Below are 18,340 nucleotides of genomic sequence, written 5' to 3'. Positions count from 1 at the left end.
GCGCTCAATCGCACCAACTGGTCCACGGGAAACCAGGATAGCTTTCCGAGCACACGAGATTGGTCATGCGCAGCCGCAGGCTGGCGCAGGTGCCGTCGTTGTTGGGGTTGCCGTCGGCCAGCAGGTCCACGGTCTCGGACGGCGAGTTCGCCGGATCTTGCAGGTCGAAGCACTTCGGCAGGTTGGGTGGCACCGTGTCCTCGACGAAGCGCAGGTACTTGTAGCGCCCATCGCTCATCGCCGCACTCTGGGTGGCCAGCGCGAAGTTGAAGATCTCGGTGTAAATGACCTCGCGTGGCTGCGGTGCGCGCACGCCGTTGAGATAGGGCCACAGCGACTGCGAGTCGTGCCGGGTGCCCGGCGCGACCTGCTGCACGTGGGCGCGCCAGACGTTTTCGGGCACGCCCGCGGCCTCCAGGATGGTGGCGTAGAGATCGACCAGATTGACCGGATCGGTGACGTTGCCCGAGTAGTTCACTCCGCCGCCGGCAGCGCACAGAGGGACGCGCACGCCTTGCTCGTAAACTGTCTGCTTGGCCGGCATGCCTTGATTCAGCGGCACCCCGCCGACCGCCGTCGGCATCGCCCGGTTGTCGGTGCCGTTGTCGCCGATCGCAATCACCAGCACGTCCGATGGAATGCTGCCGCTCGGCGCACCGAGCGCCTGCATCAGCCGGTCGAACTCGAAGTCCATGTTCGACGCCATCGCCTCGAACCAGGGTGTATTGCTGCTGATGTCGGTGCTGCAGGCGGTGTCGGTGCACTCCGGGACCTCGTTGTACCAGGTCAGGTAATCCGGACGAGGATTGCCCGTCGGCACCGACCACATCGGTGTCAGTCCACCAGGCAACGGTGGTGGGATCTGCCATGGCGAATGGGGTGCGTTGAATGCCAGCCAGAGTACGAATGGCGCATCCCCGATCGATTGCACGAAGGCGATGGCGTCGTCCACATTGCGCGCGGTGGCGTATCGAGTGACGGTCTCGACCCCTTCGCTGCAGGGGCTTCCGCCCTGGGTCGGCGGCAGCGCCGAGTGGTACTCCCAGTTCTGGTAGGAATCGAGTTGCGCGCCTTCGATCTTGCCGCCGTAGCGGTCCCAGCCGAAGGTGTATGGGGCGCAATTGCCGTCGATTGCCGGCCCGACGCCCAGGTGCCACTTGCCATAGCTCGCCAGTTGCGTCTGCGGATTGCCGTACAGCGCGATCAGATTGGGCAAGCTCCACTGGGCCTCGGCCGGGCGAATGTCGGGCTGCAGGTTGGCGGTGGTGGTCTGCGCCCCACCCAGGTTGGTACGGAATCCGTAGCGCCCGGTCAGGATGGACCCGCGCGTGGGGGTGCACATCGGGCTGGACCAGACGTTCTGGAAGCGCACGCCGCTGTCGCAGATCTTGTCGAACACGCGCAGGTCGGCGTAGCTGCTGGCGGGATAGACATCGCTGTACGCCGGTGTACTGATCGCGCCAAGATCGTCGGCAATCCACAACACGATGCCGCGCGGTTGTTCGAAGCGACCGGCGAAGATCCGGTCGGCCGGGACCTGCGCCGTCGCATCCGAAATGCTCAGGATGATCAGCGCTACTGCGAGCGCACGTTGGATGCTGCCCATTGACCCCTCCCATCAGTGCCTGGAGTCCGCAGCATCCGGGCGAGCTGTAACTGATGAATGAGTGAGTTGTTTGCATTTGTAAGCAGCAACCGCGTCGCGCCGCGGCAGTTCGGATTCTTCGGCTTGCTCTTGCCGACACAGAGTTGCCCTCGACCCTTATCATTCGCGGGACTCGTTCGATGACGCGCCCCGTGTGTCCAGCGATCCCTTCGACCTCACTTCGGAGCTGAACGCCGCGCGCGCGGGCGACCGTGAGGCCGCGGAGCGCGCGCTGGGGCAGGTGTATGCGGAGCTCAAGCGCATGGCTGGCGGTTTGCTGCGCGGGAATCCGCTGACGCTGGACGCCACCTCGCTGGTGCACGACGCCTTCCTGCGCCTGATCCCGGAGTCCGAACGCCAGTTCGCGGACCGCCGGCATTTCTTCCGCCTGGCGGCGCGGGCGATGCGCCAGATCCTGGTCGACCACGTGCGCGCGCGTTCGGCCGACAAGCGCGGCGGCGCCTGGGTGCGCACCCAGCTCACTGACCGGATCGCCGACACCGGCAACGACCCGGTGGACCTGCTGGCGCTGGATGCCGCCCTGACCCGCTTGCAGGCGCGCGACGCCGAGCTGGCGGAGATCGTCGAAGCCTATTTCTTCGCGGGTTTCACCTTCGAGGAAATCGCCGATATCCGCCAGATGGGCGAGCGCAGCGTGCGCCGCCAGTGGGAAGTGGCGCGGCTGTTCCTGATGAAGGAGCTGGGCCCGCCGTGATCGCTGCCGGATTCTCCGCGCGCTTGCGTTTGTCGGATGTGCCCAGTCTGCCTCGATGACCGCCGATGCCCACCTCCCATAGCGAACTGCGGGCACTGGTCGAACAGGCGCTGGAACTTGAGAGCGCGCAGGAGCGCGAGACCCTGCTTGCCGGCTGGCCCGACCCGGCACTCGCCGCCGAGGCGCGCGCGTTGCTCGGCCTCGCCGCGCGTGCAGCGGTGCTGGATCGCGGTGCGATCGGATTGGCGCAACGCGCCGAGACGCCGGAATTGCCCGAGCGCATCGGCCCGTACCGGGTCGTCGGCCTGCTCGGCAGCGGCGGTATGGGCGCGGTCTACCATGGCGTGCGCGACGACGGCAGCTTCCGCAAGGACGTCGCCATCAAGGTGGTGCGCGATGTGTACTCGGTCGAGCAGCGCCAGCGTTTCGAGCGCGAGCGCGAACTGCTGGCCCGGTTGGAACACCCCGGCATCGCCCGCGTGCTCGACGGCGGCAGCACCGCCGGCGGACAGTCCTGGATGGCGATTGAGCGAGTGGTCGGCCTGCCGCTCGACGAATACGTGCGTGCCCATGGCCTGGGGCTGCGCCAGCGCATCGAATTGCTGCTCGGGGTTCACGCGGCGGTCCAGTTCGCGCACCAGAACCTGATCGTGCACCGCGACCTGAAACCGGCCAACGTGCTGGTGGATGCCGACGGGCGGCCGCGGTTGCTGGACTTCGGCGTGGCCAAGCTGCTCGGTGAGGTGGACCACACGCAGACCGCCGGGCGCGCACCGATGACCTTCGCGTACGCGGCGCCGGAACAGGTCCGCGGCGAGGCGATCACCACTGCCACCGATGTCTACGCCCTCGGCGTGATGCTATACGAGCTGCTGACGGGCGACCGGCCGCACAAACCCCGCGGCGAGAACCCGCTCAGCCTGCTGCAGGCGATCACCGACACCGATGCCACGGCGCCGAGCATTGCGCTGGCCAAGCTCAGTCGCGGCACCGGCGAGGGGATCGCCGCCACCCAGCTTCGTGGAGACCTGGACACGATCTGCCTGAAGGCGCTGAGCCGCGATCCGCAGCGGCGCTATGCCAGCGTCCAGGCCTTCGCCGACGACTTGCGCGCGTATCTTGAGAGCCGCCCGATCAGCGCGCGCCGCGACAGTGGCAGCTACCGCCTGGGCAAGTGGCTGCGGCGCAACCCGATGCTCGCCAGCAGCCTGATCCTGCTGGCGCTGAGCGTCGCCGCCGGCGTGTGGTTCAGCTATCGCTACGCCCGCGCAGCGAACCAGGAGGCCGAGCGCGCGCTGGCGCAATTGCGCGCCACCGATGCCCTGAGCCAGGTGCTGACCGGGATGTTCGCCGATGCCAGCCCCTACCGCAGCTCGCGCGCCGGCGTCACCGTGGAGAACCTGCTGCGGCTGGCCTCGCAGCGCGCACAGACCGAGTTGCAGGGCGAACCCGATCTGCGCCTCAACGTGCAGAGCGATCTGGCCCTGGCGGTGCACTTCGCGGTGGATTCGGAACAGGGTCTCGCCCAGCTCAAGGACCTGTGGGGACAGGCGGAGCGCGATCCGACGGTGGCTCCGGAGGTCAGGCTCCGGGCGCTGCTGAACCTCATCAGTGCCTACGACAATGCGGCCAAGACCGGCGACAGCGCCGAGCTGCGGCCCAAGGTCGCGGCCTTCCGGCCCGAGCCCGAAGCCGGCACGCTGCTGTGGTATCGCCGCCAGCGCGCGCTGCTGGACACCACCGACTACTCCGCCGATTCGATCGCCGCGCTGCGCGAGTTTGCGCGCCAGGCCGGCGGCTTCCGCGAGAGCTGGAAGTGGGAGACGCAGGCGATGGTTGCGCGCTACCTGCGCCGCGCCGGTCGCTTCGACGAATCCGACCCGCTGCACGAGCAGTTGATAGCCCACTACCGCGCATCTGGCGAACGCCTGGCGCTGGCCTCGGTGCTGCGCACCTCGGTGTACAAGGCAGCGTCCAGCCGCCACAAGGTCGAGCGCATCCAGGAGGCGCTCGACATCACCGTCGCCGAACTGGGGGCGGATCACCCGGATACCTTGCTCACGCGGATGAACCTGATCGAGGCGCGGCTCGCGACCGGCGAGGTCGATCAGGTCGATGGCGAGTTCCTCGCGCTGATCGAGCAGCAGCGGCGCTACCGCAGCGAGGTCACGGTCGCCACCCTGGTCAACTATGTGCGTTACCTGATCGACCGGCGCGATTTCCGCCGCGCGGCGCCATTCACCAAGGAAGCCCTGGCGCTCGCACCGGGCCTCAAGCTGAACAAGGACGCGCCGATGGCGCTGGCCCCGCGGCTCTACGCCCTGCAGGTGGAGCTGGGCCTGGGCCATCTGGCTGAGGTCGCGGCGGAGCTTCCGGCCCTGATCGAGGACGCCCGCAATGCGCCGCCGGCCTACTGGCGGATGCTGCTGCTGTCGGCCGAGCTGCAGCAGCGCCAGGGCGCTCACCGCGAGGCGCTGGCGACGGCGCTGCAAGCGCTGGATGCGCTCCCCCCGCGGCCGCCCGAAGCGCCGCCGACTGCGCATGAAGGGCGGGTGCAATGCCTGCTGGGGGACCTGCATCTGACGCTGGGCGACCGGGCGCAGGCACGTGCCAGCCTCGAGCGCGCGCTGGACGTCGATGCAGCCGCGCCCGAACCCTGGGTCGTGTGGCCGGCACGCGCGCAATGGCTGCTGGCTGAGGCGCTCGCCGGGGAGCCGGGCCAGGATGAGCGCGGGGCCGCGCTGCGCGAACAGGCGATCGCCCGCATCGCCCGGTTGACGCCGCCGGACGATCCCTGGCGCCAGGCGCTGATGCAAGCCGGCGCTGCAGCGCCGCGGCAGGCCGATCCGCGCTGAGGCGCCGGCCCGGCATCCGCCGTGGCGACAAGTCCCTGCCGGTTTCGTCGTCGGATTGCGTCTGTGAAGTCAGGCCCATCACGAAGGCGACACGCCGCCATGCCTGCTTCCAGAGTCTGCAGCCCTCCGCCCGGTCCCCGCGGCATTCCCGGGGTGCCGCCCGCTCGCTCGTCGAGACTCGCGCTGGCCGTTGCCACGGGCATCGCCGCGCTGGTGCTCGCCGCAGCGCTGGGCGCGCAGGTGCCGGCCGGCGGCGCCTACAGCCTGCCGCGTCAGGTTGTGGGCGCGGGTGGCCAGCGCGCAACCGGCGGCAGCTACGTGTTGGTCGGCACCATCGGCCAGTCGGCCACCGGGGCTGCCAGCGGGTCCGGCTACGCCATCCAGCAGGGTTTCCATGCCGCAGCGTCCGCCGGGCCGCTGCCGGACCTGATGTTTCGCAACGGATTCGAATAAGGGGAATCGCCATGATCAAACGACTTGCGGCCGCCATTGCGCTGGCCCTTCCGATGTCCGCCTTCGCGCTGAGCAATACCTTCAGCTACCAGGGCAGCCTCAACGATGGCGGCACCCCCGCCAGCGGCAGTTACGACTTGCAGTTCCAGCTGCAGACCAGCGCCGGCGTCAACGTCGGCGCGCCGCTGGTGCGGGAGGATGTGGCGGTTGCGGCCGGACTGTTCTCGGTGGAGCTGGATTTCGGCGCCGCCATCACCAGCAGCGATTTCCGGCTGCAGATCGGCGTCCGTCCTGGCGCCTCGGCCGGGGCGTTCACCACGCTCTCGCCGACCACCAACCTGCGGCCGACGCCGCAGGCGCAGATCGCGGGCATCGCATCCGAGGCGGTGACGGTAAGTCCGAATGCGATCACCAGCGCCAGCATCGCCGATGCATCGGTGAATGGCGTCGACATCCAGGACGGCACCATCAGCGGCACCGATGTCCAGGACGGCACGATCAACAGCGCGGATGTCGCCGACGGGAGCATCCTGGCGCTCGACGTTGACACGACATCGCTGCAGGCGCGCGTCAACAACAGTTGTCCATCGGGCACGGCGATCCGTGCCATCGGCCAGGGCGGAGCCGTGACCTGCGAGACCATCCCGGCCGGCGGCGCCGGCACCGTCACCAGCGTGGCCAGCGGCGCCGGCCTGACCGGCGGCCCGATCACCACCAGCGGCACCCTGTCCATCGCCACCGGCGGGGTGACCAGCGCGATGATCGCCGACGGAAGCGTGGGCAATGCCGACCTTTCTGCCAATGCCGTCAATTCCGGCAACCTCCAGGACGGCAGCGTCGGCATCCTCGACCTCGCCGCCGACTCGGTCAACGGCAGCAAGATCGTCGACGGCTCGGTCGGCTTGGGTGATATCGATACCAGCCAGGTGCAACGCCGGGTCAGCGGCACCTGCGCGGCCGGCTCCAGCATCCGCGACATCTCGGCCACGGGAACCGTCATTTGCGAAACCGACGACGGCACCGGCACCGTGACCAGTGTGGCCAGCGGTGCCGGCCTGACCGGCGGGCCGATCACCGCCAGCGGCACGCTGTCGATCGCCACCGGCGGCGTGACCAGCGCGATGATCGCCGACGGCACCGTCGCGAACATCGACCTCGCTGCGAATGCCGTGAACGCCGGCAACATCGTCGACGGCAGCATCGGCAGCGCCGACGTCAACACCGCCCAGGTGCAGGCGCGGGTCAGCGGGACTTGCGCGGCCGGCTTCTCGATCCGCGCCGTTGCGGCGGATGGTACGGTCACCTGCGAAGGCGACGACGTCGGCTGGCAGCTCTCCGGCAATGCGAGCGTGTCGCCGGTCAGCCAGTTTCTGGGCACGACCGACAACAACCCGCTGGTGTTCCGGGTCAACAATCTCGCCGCGTTGACCCTGACTCCGGCGCCCAGCAGCACTTTCGCGCCGACTCTGCTCGGAGGCTACCAGGGCAACAGCATCCCGGCCGGCAACGAAGGCGCCGTGATCGTCGGTGGCGGCAATGCTTTCAACAACTGCGGGCCAAACGGCAACACCTCATGCATCAACCAGGTTACCGCGCCGCGCAGCTTCATCGGCGGCGGCCAGGGCAACCACGCGGCGGGCTCGGATGCTTTCGTCGGCGGCGGCAGTTCCAACTACGCAAACATCAATGCATCCGTGGCCGGTGGCTATCGCAATCGCGCCGAAGAAGATTCGAGCGCGGTGGCCGGCGGCCGCAGCAACACCGCCAGCGGCTATTCGTCCGCGGTCGCAGGTGGTCAATCCAACATCGCCGATGGCGGATACAGCGCCACGCCGGGCGGTTTCTCCAATTGCGCCGGCGGCGACTACTCGCTGGCCTTCGGCCGGCGCGCCAAGGTCCGTCCTGGAAACGGGATTGGCGATAGCACCTGCGTGGCAAACTCCGGCGACGGCGACGGCGACAACGGCAGCATGGTGTTCGCCGACTCGACCGACGCTGATTTCGTCTCCACCGGCCCCAACCAGTTCCTGGTGCGCGCTGACGGCGGCGTGATGATCAACACCAATGCGCTGCCATCGAACAGCGACGACCTAGTCCTGCGTGCGCGCTCCAGCGGTGACACCGACGCCGACATCAAGCTGCTCACCCAGAATGGCACTGCAGGCCTGTTCTACCTGGACGAGCAAACCGGCGGTTTCTTCCTGTCGCCGCTGGGCGTGCAATCCAGCCAGCCGCGGCTGAGTGTCAACGGCGGCACCGGTGGCGCGGCCACGCTCAGCAACGGCGGCACCTGGACCAACGCCTCCAGCCGCAGCTACAAGACCGGCTTCGGCGATGTCGATCCGATGGCGATCCTCGAGCGTCTGGTCGCGCTGCCGATCAGCACCTGGACCTACCGTGGATCTGAGGAAGGCACCCACCTAGGGCCGATGGCCGAGGACTTCAAGGCCGCCTTCGACCTCGCTGGCGATGGCAAGTCGATCGCCACGGTGGATGCCGACGGCGTGGCGCTGGCGGCGATCCAGGGCCTGAACCGCAAGCTGGAGTCGGAAAACGCGGCGCTGCGCGCGGAACTGGCGGAGCTGCGCGCGCTGGTGCTGGCGCGGACGCGCGACTGACGCGCCGCCGGAGAGGCGTGCGCTTGGTCGCACAGGGGCGTTTCGGTCAGGCGTTCCCACCTCGAATGCCTGAGCTTCCATGCGCACCAGATCCGTAATGTTCGCCCTGATCGCAGCCTGCGCCGCCAGCGCCCACGCCGATATCCGCAAGCTGTTGGTGCTGGATGCAACCCTCAACGCTCCGCCCGCAGGCACCTGGATCGATGTGATCGCCACCCAGAAGTCCGGGCGCTTCGTCGATGCGGAGATTCGCGTGACCGGTGCCGGCACTTGCGGCGAATGGCGGGTGATGATCGATGGCAACCAGGCCTACTACTTCGATCACCACTTCCAGTATCCGCGCCACTCGCTGCCGGGCGCGCCGGTGCAGCAGGCGCAACGTTTCGACCCGGGTTACCTGATCGAGATGGCGCGCGTGGCACCGCCCGAACCGATCCATTTCAGCGAATTGCGTCTGCAGTACCAGGGCAATCCGGCGTGCGCGACGCCCATCCAGGTGTCCGCGCTGACCACCAGCGACACCTTCTGAGTTCAGCCTCAGAACCCGCGCAGCGGCGGATCGCCCGGTCCGCGCTGGAGCCAGTTGCGCGGGCTCCAGCGGGTGCGCGCGCTGGTGGCGTGCAGGGTGTAGGCGTGGCGCGAGACCGCCGAGCGGTTGGGCGCGCTGTAGTGCGGCAGCAGGCCGTGGAAACAGACCAGGGTGCCGGCGGGGACTTCCAGCGGGATCGCCTCAGCGGCGCCGGGCCAGGGGGTGTCGTCGAGGCGCAACTTGTCCACCCGCCGGGCGTCGCGCACGAAAAGCTCTCGCAATGGGCTACGGTGGCCGCCGGGCTGGACCCACAGGCAGCCGTTGTTCAGCGTGGCGTCCTCCAGCGCGAACCAGAAGGTGGTCACTGACAGCGGCTCGGTGTGCAGGAAGGTGGCGTCCTGGTGCCAGCCGACCTCACCGCCGATGCCGGGCTGCTTGAAGATGTACATCGACTGCCAGACCTGCGGCTCGGCCAGGCCCAGGTCCGCGGCGACCGCGGCCAGCGCCGGGCCGCGCGAGAAGGCGTCGAATACCGGGTCCAGGTCATGCATCGCGTGGCCGATCTTGTTGATCGACAGGCGCTTGTCCTGGCGCAGGAGCCCGTCGCCGCCGAAGGCTTCTTCCTCGAAGAAACAACGCACCGCGGCGGCCGAATCCAGGAACCAGTCGTCGGTGGCGAGCGCCTGGTCGCGGGTGGTGAAGATCCCGCCGGCAGCCGGATCGAAGGCATCGACGATGGCCAGCGCGCGCTCGCGCAGCGCAGCCAGTTCGCCGGGCGGCTTGAATCCTTCGATGGCGAGGAAGCCGTCGCGTTCGAAGGCTTCGACCTGGGCCTGGCTCAGCATTGGCTACTCCGCAGCGGTGTCGTCCGCGGCCTTCAGGCGCCGCGCAAGGTCTCGAGCATGCGCTGGTTGAGCTCCGCGCGGCGCGCCGGGCGGGCAAAACAATGTGCTTCGGCTTGGGCGGCCATGCGACCGGCTTGCCCGCGTGTTCCAGCGCCTTCTTGCCTCGCCGCAAAACTCATCGGAAATTTCTGCAACTCAATTACGAAACACCCCACGATCGCCTCTGCGTGCGCCAGCAAAACGCAGGACCGAGACCCGCGCTCGGGAAACTCCACCCAGCGTCGCTGCCGCGAGACTTTTCACTGTTTCCCTACGGGTCGAGCGGCACGACCTCGACCAGGTGCAGATACCGCGACGGCGCCTGTTGCACGTCGAGCGTGAGGCGCAGGCGCTGTCGCGTGCAGTCTGCGTTCCAGTCGATCCCGACACCCAGCGCCGCAAGCACGGCGCCCGCTGCGGGGGCACCATCAAAATACAGGGTCAGCGAAAGTTGGGGGGCCAGTTCGCTGTCGCCGTCCAGCGCGAAGTCGAAATGGACCGCGGCGCGCCGCCAGTTGGTGGGTGCGAACCGCAGGCAGCGGGCGCCGACGCGATGGCGTCGATACAGCAGTTGACGGTCGCCCAGCCAGGCCTCCAGGGCCGGGGACCGGCGGCGGTCTGGGTCCTTGCCGCCCCACTGGATGTCGAGGCGCGCGCCTTCGAGTCGACGCAGGTCGATGAATGCGCCCGACGGCGGCGCCTTGGCGTCGGTGCAGAGGAAGCGCCCGGGGTAACGCTGTCCGGCCGCCAGATCGACCACGAAACGCATTCCGCAGAGTTCGTCGCGCACGCGCAGCAGGCGCCCCTGCGCTTCGTAGTTCAGGTACAGCGAGTGCGCATCGGCGGTGTAGCCGATGAGGTCGCCGGCACCCAGCGCGATTGCACCGGGCGGTACGCTGCGCAGTTGGAATGGTGCCGCAGCGCCGGCGGTCATGCAGGCCAGGCCGCACAGCCAGGGCAGTTGTCGGATGCGGTGGTGCATGCGGATTTCCTGCGCATTCCTGCGGGGCACGTTGGACCGGCCTGGTGCGTGTCAACGGCAGCCGATTACGGATGACGCGCTTCGTCCCTGGCCAGACGGAAACGCCGTCGGGTCGGAAATGGCACGCCCGCATCCACGCAGACTTCGGCGACAGGCGTATGCGACAACCCGGACTGGCCAGGACGCAGGTAGACGCACTGGGCGAAACATGCGCGCCAAGGCCGGACGAGAAGTTCATCCATGCCGCGCGGGTTGGGCGGCTGCACTCAGTCCGCGCAATTGCCCTCGAGGCCGTCGGCGTACACCAGCTGCGCGGCCGGCACGTCGCGGATGAACACCGTCTTCGTCGCCGGCGCGGCGATGGCGACGCCGATCGGGCTGAACAGCGTCAGCGTCAGCGACTCCGTCGACTCCGGCGCGCCATCGGCGACGACCTGCAGGTTGCTGCTGCGCAAGCCGGCCTGGGCGTTGCCCCAGTTCAGCTGGATGGTCGTGAAGGTGTAGTCGCCCGGCGTCACCGCGGTGCCCGGGGTGGCCTGGACCTGGACGGCTGCGGCGCCGCTGCTGCCATTCACGCGTTCGACCAGGATCGGGACAGCGCCACCTTCGCCGACCGTCAACACACAACCGCCGGCGAAACGCGCGAAGCCTGCGGTCGGTTGCACGTTGACGTCGATGAAACGGGTGCGCGACAGCACCGTGGTCACATTTCCCGAATTGCCCTGGTCGTCGATCTCGAAAATGATGCGTGCCATGCCGGTGAATCCGGGCGCCGGCGTGTAGGTGAACGTCTGCAGGGCACTGTTGAGCTGTGCCAATGTGCGCACCTCGATGTCCCCGGTGACGTTGGTGCCGAAGCCCCAGCTGAAGCGGCCGTAGTCGCCATTGGGAACGCTGAGCCCGCCGACGCCGTCGAGGTCGGCGATGTCGACCTCCAGTTCCATCTGGCCGGGGCCGACATCGACATCGCTGACCACCGGGACGAAGGACGCCGGCTGCCCCGGCGTGGTCGACTGCGTGCCGGGCAGGGCGATGTCGGGCTGGTTGTTGGTCGCGCAGGCGGCGGTGCCGAGTTCCGACGGTGCGCAGACGTCGATGTCGATGAAGCGGGTGCGCGAGAGCACGCCACCGGTGCCGGTGTTGCCCTGGTCGTCGATCTCGAAAATGAGTCGGGCGACGCCGGCGTAACCGACGCGCGGGATGTAGGTGAAGGTCGACAGCGCGGAATTGAGCTGCGCCCGCGTGCGCACCTCGACGTCGGCGGTGACGTTGGTGCCCAGTCCCCAGCTGAAGCGTCCGTAATCGCCGTTGGCCACGACCAGCCCGCCGACGCCGTCGAGATCGGAAATGTCGATCTCAAGTTCCATCAGTCCGACGCCCACGTCCGGGTCGCTGACCACGGGCGCGAAGCTGACCGCGGTGCCGAGCGTGGTGTCCGGTGCCGGGGACGGCAGGCTGATGTCGGGGGGCTGGTTGGCCTGCGCCCGAAGTTGCGTCGCCGCCAACGTGCACGCCAGCGCAAGGACGCAAGCACACGCGGTCGAGCAAGTGCACATGGGTCCCCCCGACGATGTGCCGCTGATCGCGGCCCTCTGCTGCGAAGTCTATCTCCTAACGCCGGTCATGGTTCCGCCGCAGCGCCGAGAGTGGGCGGGCAGAACCTGGGCCCGGCTCAACCTGGAACTGGTCCGCAGCGCTGACCACCAGAAATCGCCTACCTGGTGCATCGGCGAGGAATTCAGGCCGCCGACCGCCTTCAGCGAGGCGGCCTCGAGCACCAGCAATCGGCTTTCGTAGTCGCTCTGTGGCACCACCAGAGCGAGGTACTTGCCGTCCGGGGAGAGCTTCATCGCCTCGACAACGGGCGGAGTGCTGAAGCTGGCAGGCTGGGGGCCCGCAGCCAGGGCCAAGGCGGTGAGCAGCGGCAGTTGAACGGGCGACGCAACGATAACTACCGGCCGGTGTCTCCGATACACCTGGACGTGCACCCCGCGTTCGTCGGGTCACCGCCACCGCTGGTCCCCCGTGGCGGTGCGAATGCCGAATTCGCGGCATGTGGGCCGGCGACGGGCCTTCCTAGAGTGCCGCCATCCACCCAACGAGGATGGCAATACCCATGCGATCGATGCTCCTGCGCGGCCTGCTGCTGGTCCTGACGCTCATCTGCCCACCGCTGTTCGCACAAGTTCCTGCGCCCACCCAGGCGCTGACGGCGGATGGCCTCAGCGGTGTGCCCGTGGCCCGCTTCTTTGGCCAGAGCGTCTCCAGCAATGGCCAGTACCTGGCGATCGGCGCGCCCTTCTACGGCGGTGGCCCCGGCGGCACCAGCCCGGGCGTCGTGGTGGTCTACACCCGCAGTGGCGGCCAGTGGATATTCCTCAATGCCGTCCAGGCGCCGGTGGCGGCGAATGGCGACGGCTTCGGCTACTTCGTCCAGTTCGCCGGTCAGCAGTTGCTGGTGGGTGCGCCGTTCACCGAGGTCACCGGCGCCAGCCAGCGCGGGGCGGCCTACGTGTACCAGCTGAATGCCGGCCAGTTCGCGCATTACCAGACGCTGACACCCGGCGTGGCGGTGGCCGCGGGCGACTGGTTTGGATTCCACCTCGCCGCTGATGCAGGCTGGCTGGCCGTCGGCGTGCCGCGTGCAAGCGCCAGCAACCAGGGTCAGGTGCAGCTCTACCGCTACGACAGCAATGCCGAGATCTGGATCTACCACACGTCCGTCAACGGCACCGCGAGCAACGGCAACTACGGCCAGCGGGTGCTCTTGCGCGGCGACCGCCTGCTGGTCGGCGCCCCCGAAGAGGTCCTGTCCGGCAATACGCGCGGCTATGTCTATGAGTTCCTGCGCACCGGCGCCGGCGCGGCCGCGGTGTACACGCAGCAGCAGCGCTTCCGCCCCGACTTCCAGGTCGCCAATGGCTCGGCCGGCGTGTTCGGCAGCGCGCTCGCGCTGTCGCCGGACGGCAGCAAGCTGCTGGTCGGATCGCCCTTCGAACAGGCGCTGGTGGGCGGCAGCCAGGACGGTGCGGTGTTCGCCTACACGCGGGGCCCTGGCGGCACCTGGACCCAGCGGGCACGGATCGACTCCCCGGCCGGCTCGCGTGCGGTGAACTTCGGCGGATCGATTGCCTTTCATACCGATGGCAGCGCGCTGATCGGCGACATCCGCGAGACCGACGCGGCGCAGACCCCGCTGGGCGCGGTCTACCAGATGCACGGCAATCCGACCGCCAGCTACTGGTCGCCCGGCGGCACCTGGCGCCGTGGCAGCGGGGCCGCCGACGACTTCTTCGGTGTCTCCATTGCACTGGCCGGGGAAGAGGTCATCATCGGCAGTTCGGGCTACGACGACGGGGCGGTGGCGAATGAAGGGCGCGCTTTCACCTTTGCCGGCGGGCTGCAATTGTTCGGCCATGGATTCGAGGGGCAGGAGCTGCCGTCGCGCTGAGTCGCTGCGGAGCGGGGGCACATCGGCGTGAGCGCAGCGCTTCGTATCGGCCTGGTGGAAGACGATCCGCATGTGCGCGACGGGATTGCGCGCGCGCTCGAGCTGCAGCCTGACTGGCGCCTGGTGGCCGCCGCTGCCTCGCTGGCGCAGGCGGCGCAGCTACCGTTCGACGCGCTCGACCTGCTGCTGCTGGACATCGGCCTGCCGGATGGCAGCGGTCTGCAACTGCTGACGAACTTGCCGCGGCGCCTGCCGGTGCTGGTGGTCTCGGCGCTCGGCGACGAGGCGACGGTGGTGCAGGCGCTCGAGCAGGGCGCCGCGGGCTATTTGTTGAAAGAGGCGCGGGCGCAGGAACTGATCGCGTCGATCCAGGCCGTGCTCGACGGCGGTGCGCCGATCTCCCCGGGGGTCGCTGCGCACCTGTTGCGGCGGATGCGCCAGCCGCGCGCCGCCGAGCCGGAACCCAGGAACGAGGCACTGGACCAGCTCACGGCGCGCGAGACCGAGGTGCTGCGCATCCTGACGCGCGGCTACAGCTACGAGGAGACCGCGAAGCTGCTCGGCATCTCGCGCCACACGGTGGGCCAGCACATCAAGCAGATCTACGCCAAGCTGGCGGTCTGCTCGCGCTCGCAGGCGGTCTACCAGGCGATCCAGGCCGGCTGGGTGGGGGCTGCCAGCACCTGATTGGCAGCGGGCGCGCGTGCCGCCCGCAGTTCCGTGGGCGGTGGGGGCGAGGCATAGTCGGATGCCCTCGGGGAGATCGATGCGCGCATGAACCCAACGTTGCTGCGAGCCTGGCTGCCGCCGCTGTTGTGCTGCATGCTGCTGGCACTGCTGATCGGCGGCATCCACCACGCCTCGCTGCCCTCGATGGCCGCAGTGCGCAGCATCGAGGCGGCGGCCTCACAGGCCGTGGCCGGTGATGCCGTGCCAGAGGCCACCGCTGGCTGGGCGCTGCATGCGCTGCCGCTGCGCACCTGCAAAGTGCGCTGCGACACCCCTTTCATACTGATGCGCCACCGTTTCCACCTGGACCGCATCCCGAGCGAGGACTGGGCGGTCTACTTGCCCTACTTCGACGCCAACGTCGCGGTCTACCTCAACGGCCGCAAGCTGGACCAGCGCGGCCGCATGCAGCCCCCGCCGGACCTCTACCGTTTCCACTCGCGGATCGTGCTGGTGCCGCAAGGGGACCTCCGCGCGGGCAGCAACGAAATCCTGCTGCACCTGGTATCCGAGGTGCGCCATCTTGGCGGGCTCGCCCCCTTCTACCTGGGGCCGGCAGACGAACTCACCGGTCCGCAGCGCTGGCGCGTGCTGCTGACCGAGCAGGCGGTCGCTGGCGTGGCCTGGTTGCAGGCGGGGAGCCTGCTGCTGGCGCTGGCCTTGTTCCTCGCGGGGCGGCGCGAGAACGTGCAGGGCTGGTACCTGCTTGCCGCACCGTTCTGGTTGCTGCTCGGCGTGCTGCACCTGTCGCCGGTGTGGCCGCAGCCGGGATATGGTCGCTGGGTGGCGATGCACGCGGCGCTGCTCGGCGTGATGACCTTCACCCCGTTGTTCATCATCGCGATCGTCAGGCCGCCACCGCGCTGGCTGGTGCGCGCGCTGTTGGGCTTTTTCGTCGCCGGCTTGCTGCTTGCTTGGAGCGCGATGACGTGGTGGCCGTTGGAACCCTACTGGCGCCTGCAGCTGCCCAACTACACGCTCAAGCTGGCCAGTTACACCATGGTGCCCTGGATGCTCTGGCTGGTGGGACGCATCGTGCTGGCGCGCGGAAACAGCCGCAGCGCGCCCTGGCTGGTGGCCTTCGCCGCAATGCCGGCCCTGCTCGGCATTGCCGACGCGTTGCGCGGCACGCTGGCGCCGCCGTTGGAGTTCGCCCTGCTACCCCTGGGGGCCATCGGCGTGGTGCTCGCGCTGTGGCTGGAACTGGCCCGCCGCGTGATCCAGTACGAGCGCCAGATGGCCTCGCATGCGCAGCAGCTGCAGCAGTCCCTGAGCGCGCGCGAGGCCGAGCTGGCGCAGAGCTTCGCGCGCATCCGCGAGGCCGACCGCGAGCGTGCGCTTGCGGCCGAGCGCCAGCGCCTGCTGCGCGACATGCACGATGGCGTCGGCGGACAGCTCGCCTCGCTGGTACACCTCGCCGGCAACCCGCATGTGGCCCGCGAGCAGGTGGTCAGTGGCTTGCGCGAAGGCCTGGCCGACCTGCGCCTGGTGCTCGACTCGCTGGCGCAGAGCGACGACGACCTGCTGGTGGCGCTGGGACGCCTGCGCCATCGCATCGAACCCACGCTGGCCGCGGCCGGCCTGCGTCTGGAATGGGATGTGGACGCGCTGCTGGAACTGCCGCCGTGGCATCCGGAGGCGGTGCTGCACCTTTACCGCTGCGTGCAGGAGGCGGCCAACAACGCCATCCGCCACGCCCATGCGCGCAGCCTGCGTGTCGCCTTGCATGCCGATGCCGACGCCCTGGTGCTGGAAGTGGCGGACGACGGCCGCGGCTTCGATCCCGCGCGCGCGGACGCCGGCCACGGCCTTGCAGGCCTGCGCGCGCGGGCGGCGCGGCTGGGCGGGCAGTTCACCATCGACAGCGCCCCCGGCGCCGGCACGCGACTGCGCTGGCGCTTGCCGCTGCAGCCAACCGTCGAAGTTGCGGAACGCGAATGACAGGCGAGCCGGGGCATGCACCGGCAGATATCTTCATCGACCAGTCTCGCCCAGGTCTCTCGCGGATGTCGTTCGCGCCGTCGGCCACCCAATTCCTCGCGTAAAGTGTCGCCGTGGGTCGCCACGCTGGACGCATTCGAGGCGGGCTGGCGGCAGGCGCAGCGCAACAGCCAGCCAAGGGGGAAGGGTCGTGAGTTATGTCGATGGGTATGTGCTCGCCGTACCGCAGGACAAGCGCGAGGAATATCGCAAGCTGGCCGAACTGGGATCGCTGGTGTTCCGCGACCACGGCGCGCTGCAGGTGGTGGAGTGCTGGGGCGCGGACGTGCCCGAGGGCAAGCTGACCTCCTTCCCGATGGCGGTCAAGCTGGAGCCGGGCGAGGTGGTGGTGTTCGCCTGGGTGCGCTGGCCGGACAAGGCCACCCGCGATGCCGGGATGAAGGCGGCCTTCGAGGATCCGCGCATGCACGCCTACGGCACCACCATGCCGTTCGACGGCAAGCGCATGATTTTCGGCGGCTTCGAGGTGCTGGTCGAAGGTTGAGCGCGGCGTAGAGCCGAGCTTGCTCGGCTGAAGCGCCGCTCACCCCGCCAGGGTGCGCCGGAACAAGGCCACGGTTTCGGCCCACACCGTCGCTGCTGCGTCCGCATTGAAGCGCGGCGTGGTGTCGTTGTTGAAGCCGTGCTGCGTGCCGCTGGGTTGGAGCATGCGGTAGCGCACGCCGGCCGCCTTGAGCGCCTGCTCGTAGGCCGGCCAGCCGGCGTTGATGCGCTCATCGTTCTCGGCCAACACCACCAGCAGTTCGGCCTTGATCGAGCCGACCGCATCGAGTGGCGCCGCGCTGCCGTAGTAGGGCGCGGCCGCGGCGATGGAGTCCATCCGGGTGGCGAGGAAATTGGTCATGCCGCCGCCCCAGCAGAAGCCAACCACGCCGATCGGCTGCTCGCTTCCATCGAGCGCGTGCAGGTGGCGCGCCGCGGCGAGGTAATCCTCGCGCACCTTGGCCTGGTCGAGTTCGGCGAACTTCGCACGCGCGCTGTCCTCGTCGCCCGGATAGCCGCCCAGCGGGTGCAGCGCATCCGGCGCGAGCGCGACGAAGCCGTCCAGCGCCAGCCGGCGGGCGATGTCCTCGATGTGCGGGTTGAGCCCGCGGTTCTCGTGCGCAACCAGGATGCGCGGCGCGGACGCTGGCGCATCCGCCGGCTGCACCAGGTAGGCGCCGGTCTTGCCGTAGCCCGCTGGCGAATCGATCTCGATGCGCTCGACGCGGATCCGCGCGTCGTCCGGCGCCACCTTCTGCGCCTGCGCGAAGCGCGGGCTGAGCAGGGTGAGCATCGCGCTCGCCGTCATTGCGCCGGCGGCGAACTTCGTCGCGCCGCGCAGGAAGCCGCGGCGGTCGATCACGCCGTGGACGTACTCGTCGAACAGTTTCCACACGCCGGGGTCGAAGTCGATGGTGGGATCGCGCTGGCTTTCGTTCATCGGGACGCTCCGGTTGGGGAACGGCGCATGATCGCGCCATTCGCGTGCATGCGGC

The 18,340-nt window shown here is 68.9% G+C and carries 15 protein-coding genes; 9 read left to right on the top strand and 6 right to left on the bottom strand.

The features are described 5' to 3' along the window. Positions 1 to 4 precede the first annotated feature (4 nt). The gene (locus IPK27_16240; GenBank protein ID MBK8069112.1) at positions 5 to 1,606 is read right to left on the bottom strand and encodes a sulfatase-like hydrolase/transferase; all 1,602 of its coding nucleotides are present in this window, start codon (positions 1,604 to 1,606) and stop codon (positions 5 to 7) included. A gap of 193 nt (positions 1,607 to 1,799) precedes the next feature. Here IPK27_16240 and IPK27_16235 point away from each other — a divergent pair, with 193 nt between their 5' ends. From IPK27_16235 to IPK27_16215, 5 genes are all read left to right on the top strand, one after another. Beyond that, a complete protein-coding gene (locus IPK27_16235; protein ID MBK8069111.1) occupies positions 1,800 to 2,360 on the top strand; it encodes a hypothetical protein in 561 nt (186 codons plus the stop codon). A 65-nt stretch (positions 2,361 to 2,425) separates the two neighbouring features. Next, positions 2,426 to 5,215, top strand: coding sequence for a serine/threonine protein kinase (locus IPK27_16230; protein MBK8069110.1), 2,790 nt, complete (start codon positions 2,426 to 2,428; stop codon positions 5,213 to 5,215). A 153-nt stretch (positions 5,216 to 5,368) separates the two neighbouring features. Continuing rightward, positions 5,369 to 5,668 (top strand): hypothetical protein, encoded by a 300-nt coding sequence (locus tag IPK27_16225; protein ID MBK8069109.1) that lies wholly within the window; start codon positions 5,369 to 5,371, stop codon positions 5,666 to 5,668. 11 nt (positions 5,669 to 5,679) lie between these two features. Further along, a complete protein-coding gene (locus tag IPK27_16220; protein ID MBK8069108.1) occupies positions 5,680 to 8,286 on the top strand; it encodes a hypothetical protein in 2,607 nt (868 codons plus the stop codon). Positions 8,287 to 8,383: 97 nt separating this feature from the next. Continuing rightward, complete coding sequence (locus IPK27_16215) at positions 8,384 to 8,815, top strand: hypothetical protein (protein MBK8069107.1); 432 nt, start codon at positions 8,384 to 8,386, stop codon at positions 8,813 to 8,815. Positions 8,816 to 8,823: 8 nt separating this feature from the next. Here the strand turns inward: IPK27_16215 and IPK27_16210 are convergent, their stop codons facing one another. The 4 genes from IPK27_16210 to IPK27_16195 form a co-directional block, all read right to left on the bottom strand. Beyond that, entirely contained in the window at positions 8,824 to 9,660 is an 837-nt protein-coding gene (locus tag IPK27_16210) for a phytanoyl-CoA dioxygenase family protein (GenBank protein ID MBK8069106.1), read from the bottom strand. A gap of 310 nt (positions 9,661 to 9,970) precedes the next feature. Continuing rightward, complete coding sequence (locus IPK27_16205) at positions 9,971 to 10,681, bottom strand: hypothetical protein (protein MBK8069105.1); 711 nt, start codon at positions 10,679 to 10,681, stop codon at positions 9,971 to 9,973. Positions 10,682 to 10,947: 266 nt separating this feature from the next. Beyond that, positions 10,948 to 12,186, bottom strand: a complete 1,239-nt coding sequence (locus tag IPK27_16200; protein MBK8069104.1) for a hypothetical protein — start codon at positions 12,184 to 12,186, stop codon at positions 10,948 to 10,950. Between the two features lie 99 nt (positions 12,187 to 12,285). Further along, positions 12,286 to 12,531, bottom strand: a complete 246-nt coding sequence (locus tag IPK27_16195; protein ID MBK8069103.1) for a hypothetical protein — start codon at positions 12,529 to 12,531, stop codon at positions 12,286 to 12,288. A 266-nt stretch (positions 12,532 to 12,797) separates the two neighbouring features. Between IPK27_16195 and IPK27_16190 the strand changes: the two genes are divergently transcribed. The 4 genes from IPK27_16190 (at position 12,798) to IPK27_16175 (ending at position 17,346) form a co-directional block, all read left to right on the top strand. Beyond that, positions 12,798 to 14,132 (top strand): hypothetical protein, encoded by a 1,335-nt coding sequence (locus IPK27_16190; GenBank protein MBK8069102.1) that lies wholly within the window; start codon positions 12,798 to 12,800, stop codon positions 14,130 to 14,132. Positions 14,133 to 14,159: 27 nt separating this feature from the next. Then, positions 14,160 to 14,819, top strand: a complete 660-nt coding sequence (locus IPK27_16185; protein ID MBK8069101.1) for a response regulator transcription factor — start codon at positions 14,160 to 14,162, stop codon at positions 14,817 to 14,819. A gap of 87 nt (positions 14,820 to 14,906) precedes the next feature. After that, a complete protein-coding gene (locus IPK27_16180; protein MBK8069100.1) occupies positions 14,907 to 16,802 on the top strand; it encodes a sensor histidine kinase in 1,896 nt (631 codons plus the stop codon). Between the two features lie 190 nt (positions 16,803 to 16,992). Then, the gene (locus tag IPK27_16175; protein ID MBK8069099.1) at positions 16,993 to 17,346 is read left to right on the top strand and encodes a DUF1428 domain-containing protein; all 354 of its coding nucleotides are present in this window, start codon (positions 16,993 to 16,995) and stop codon (positions 17,344 to 17,346) included. Between the two features lie 39 nt (positions 17,347 to 17,385). Here the strand turns inward: IPK27_16175 and IPK27_16170 are convergent, their stop codons facing one another. Next, a complete protein-coding gene (locus tag IPK27_16170; GenBank protein MBK8069098.1) occupies positions 17,386 to 18,285 on the bottom strand; it encodes a dienelactone hydrolase family protein in 900 nt (299 codons plus the stop codon). Positions 18,286 to 18,340: the final 55 nt, after the last annotated feature.

The sequence above is a fragment of the Rhodanobacteraceae bacterium genome, from assembly GCA_016713135.1.
GTDB lineage: Bacteria > Pseudomonadota > Gammaproteobacteria > Xanthomonadales > SZUA-5 > JADKFD01.
Note: the sequence above shows the minus strand (reverse complement) of the source record. Positions and strands in the feature narration are given on the sequence as shown.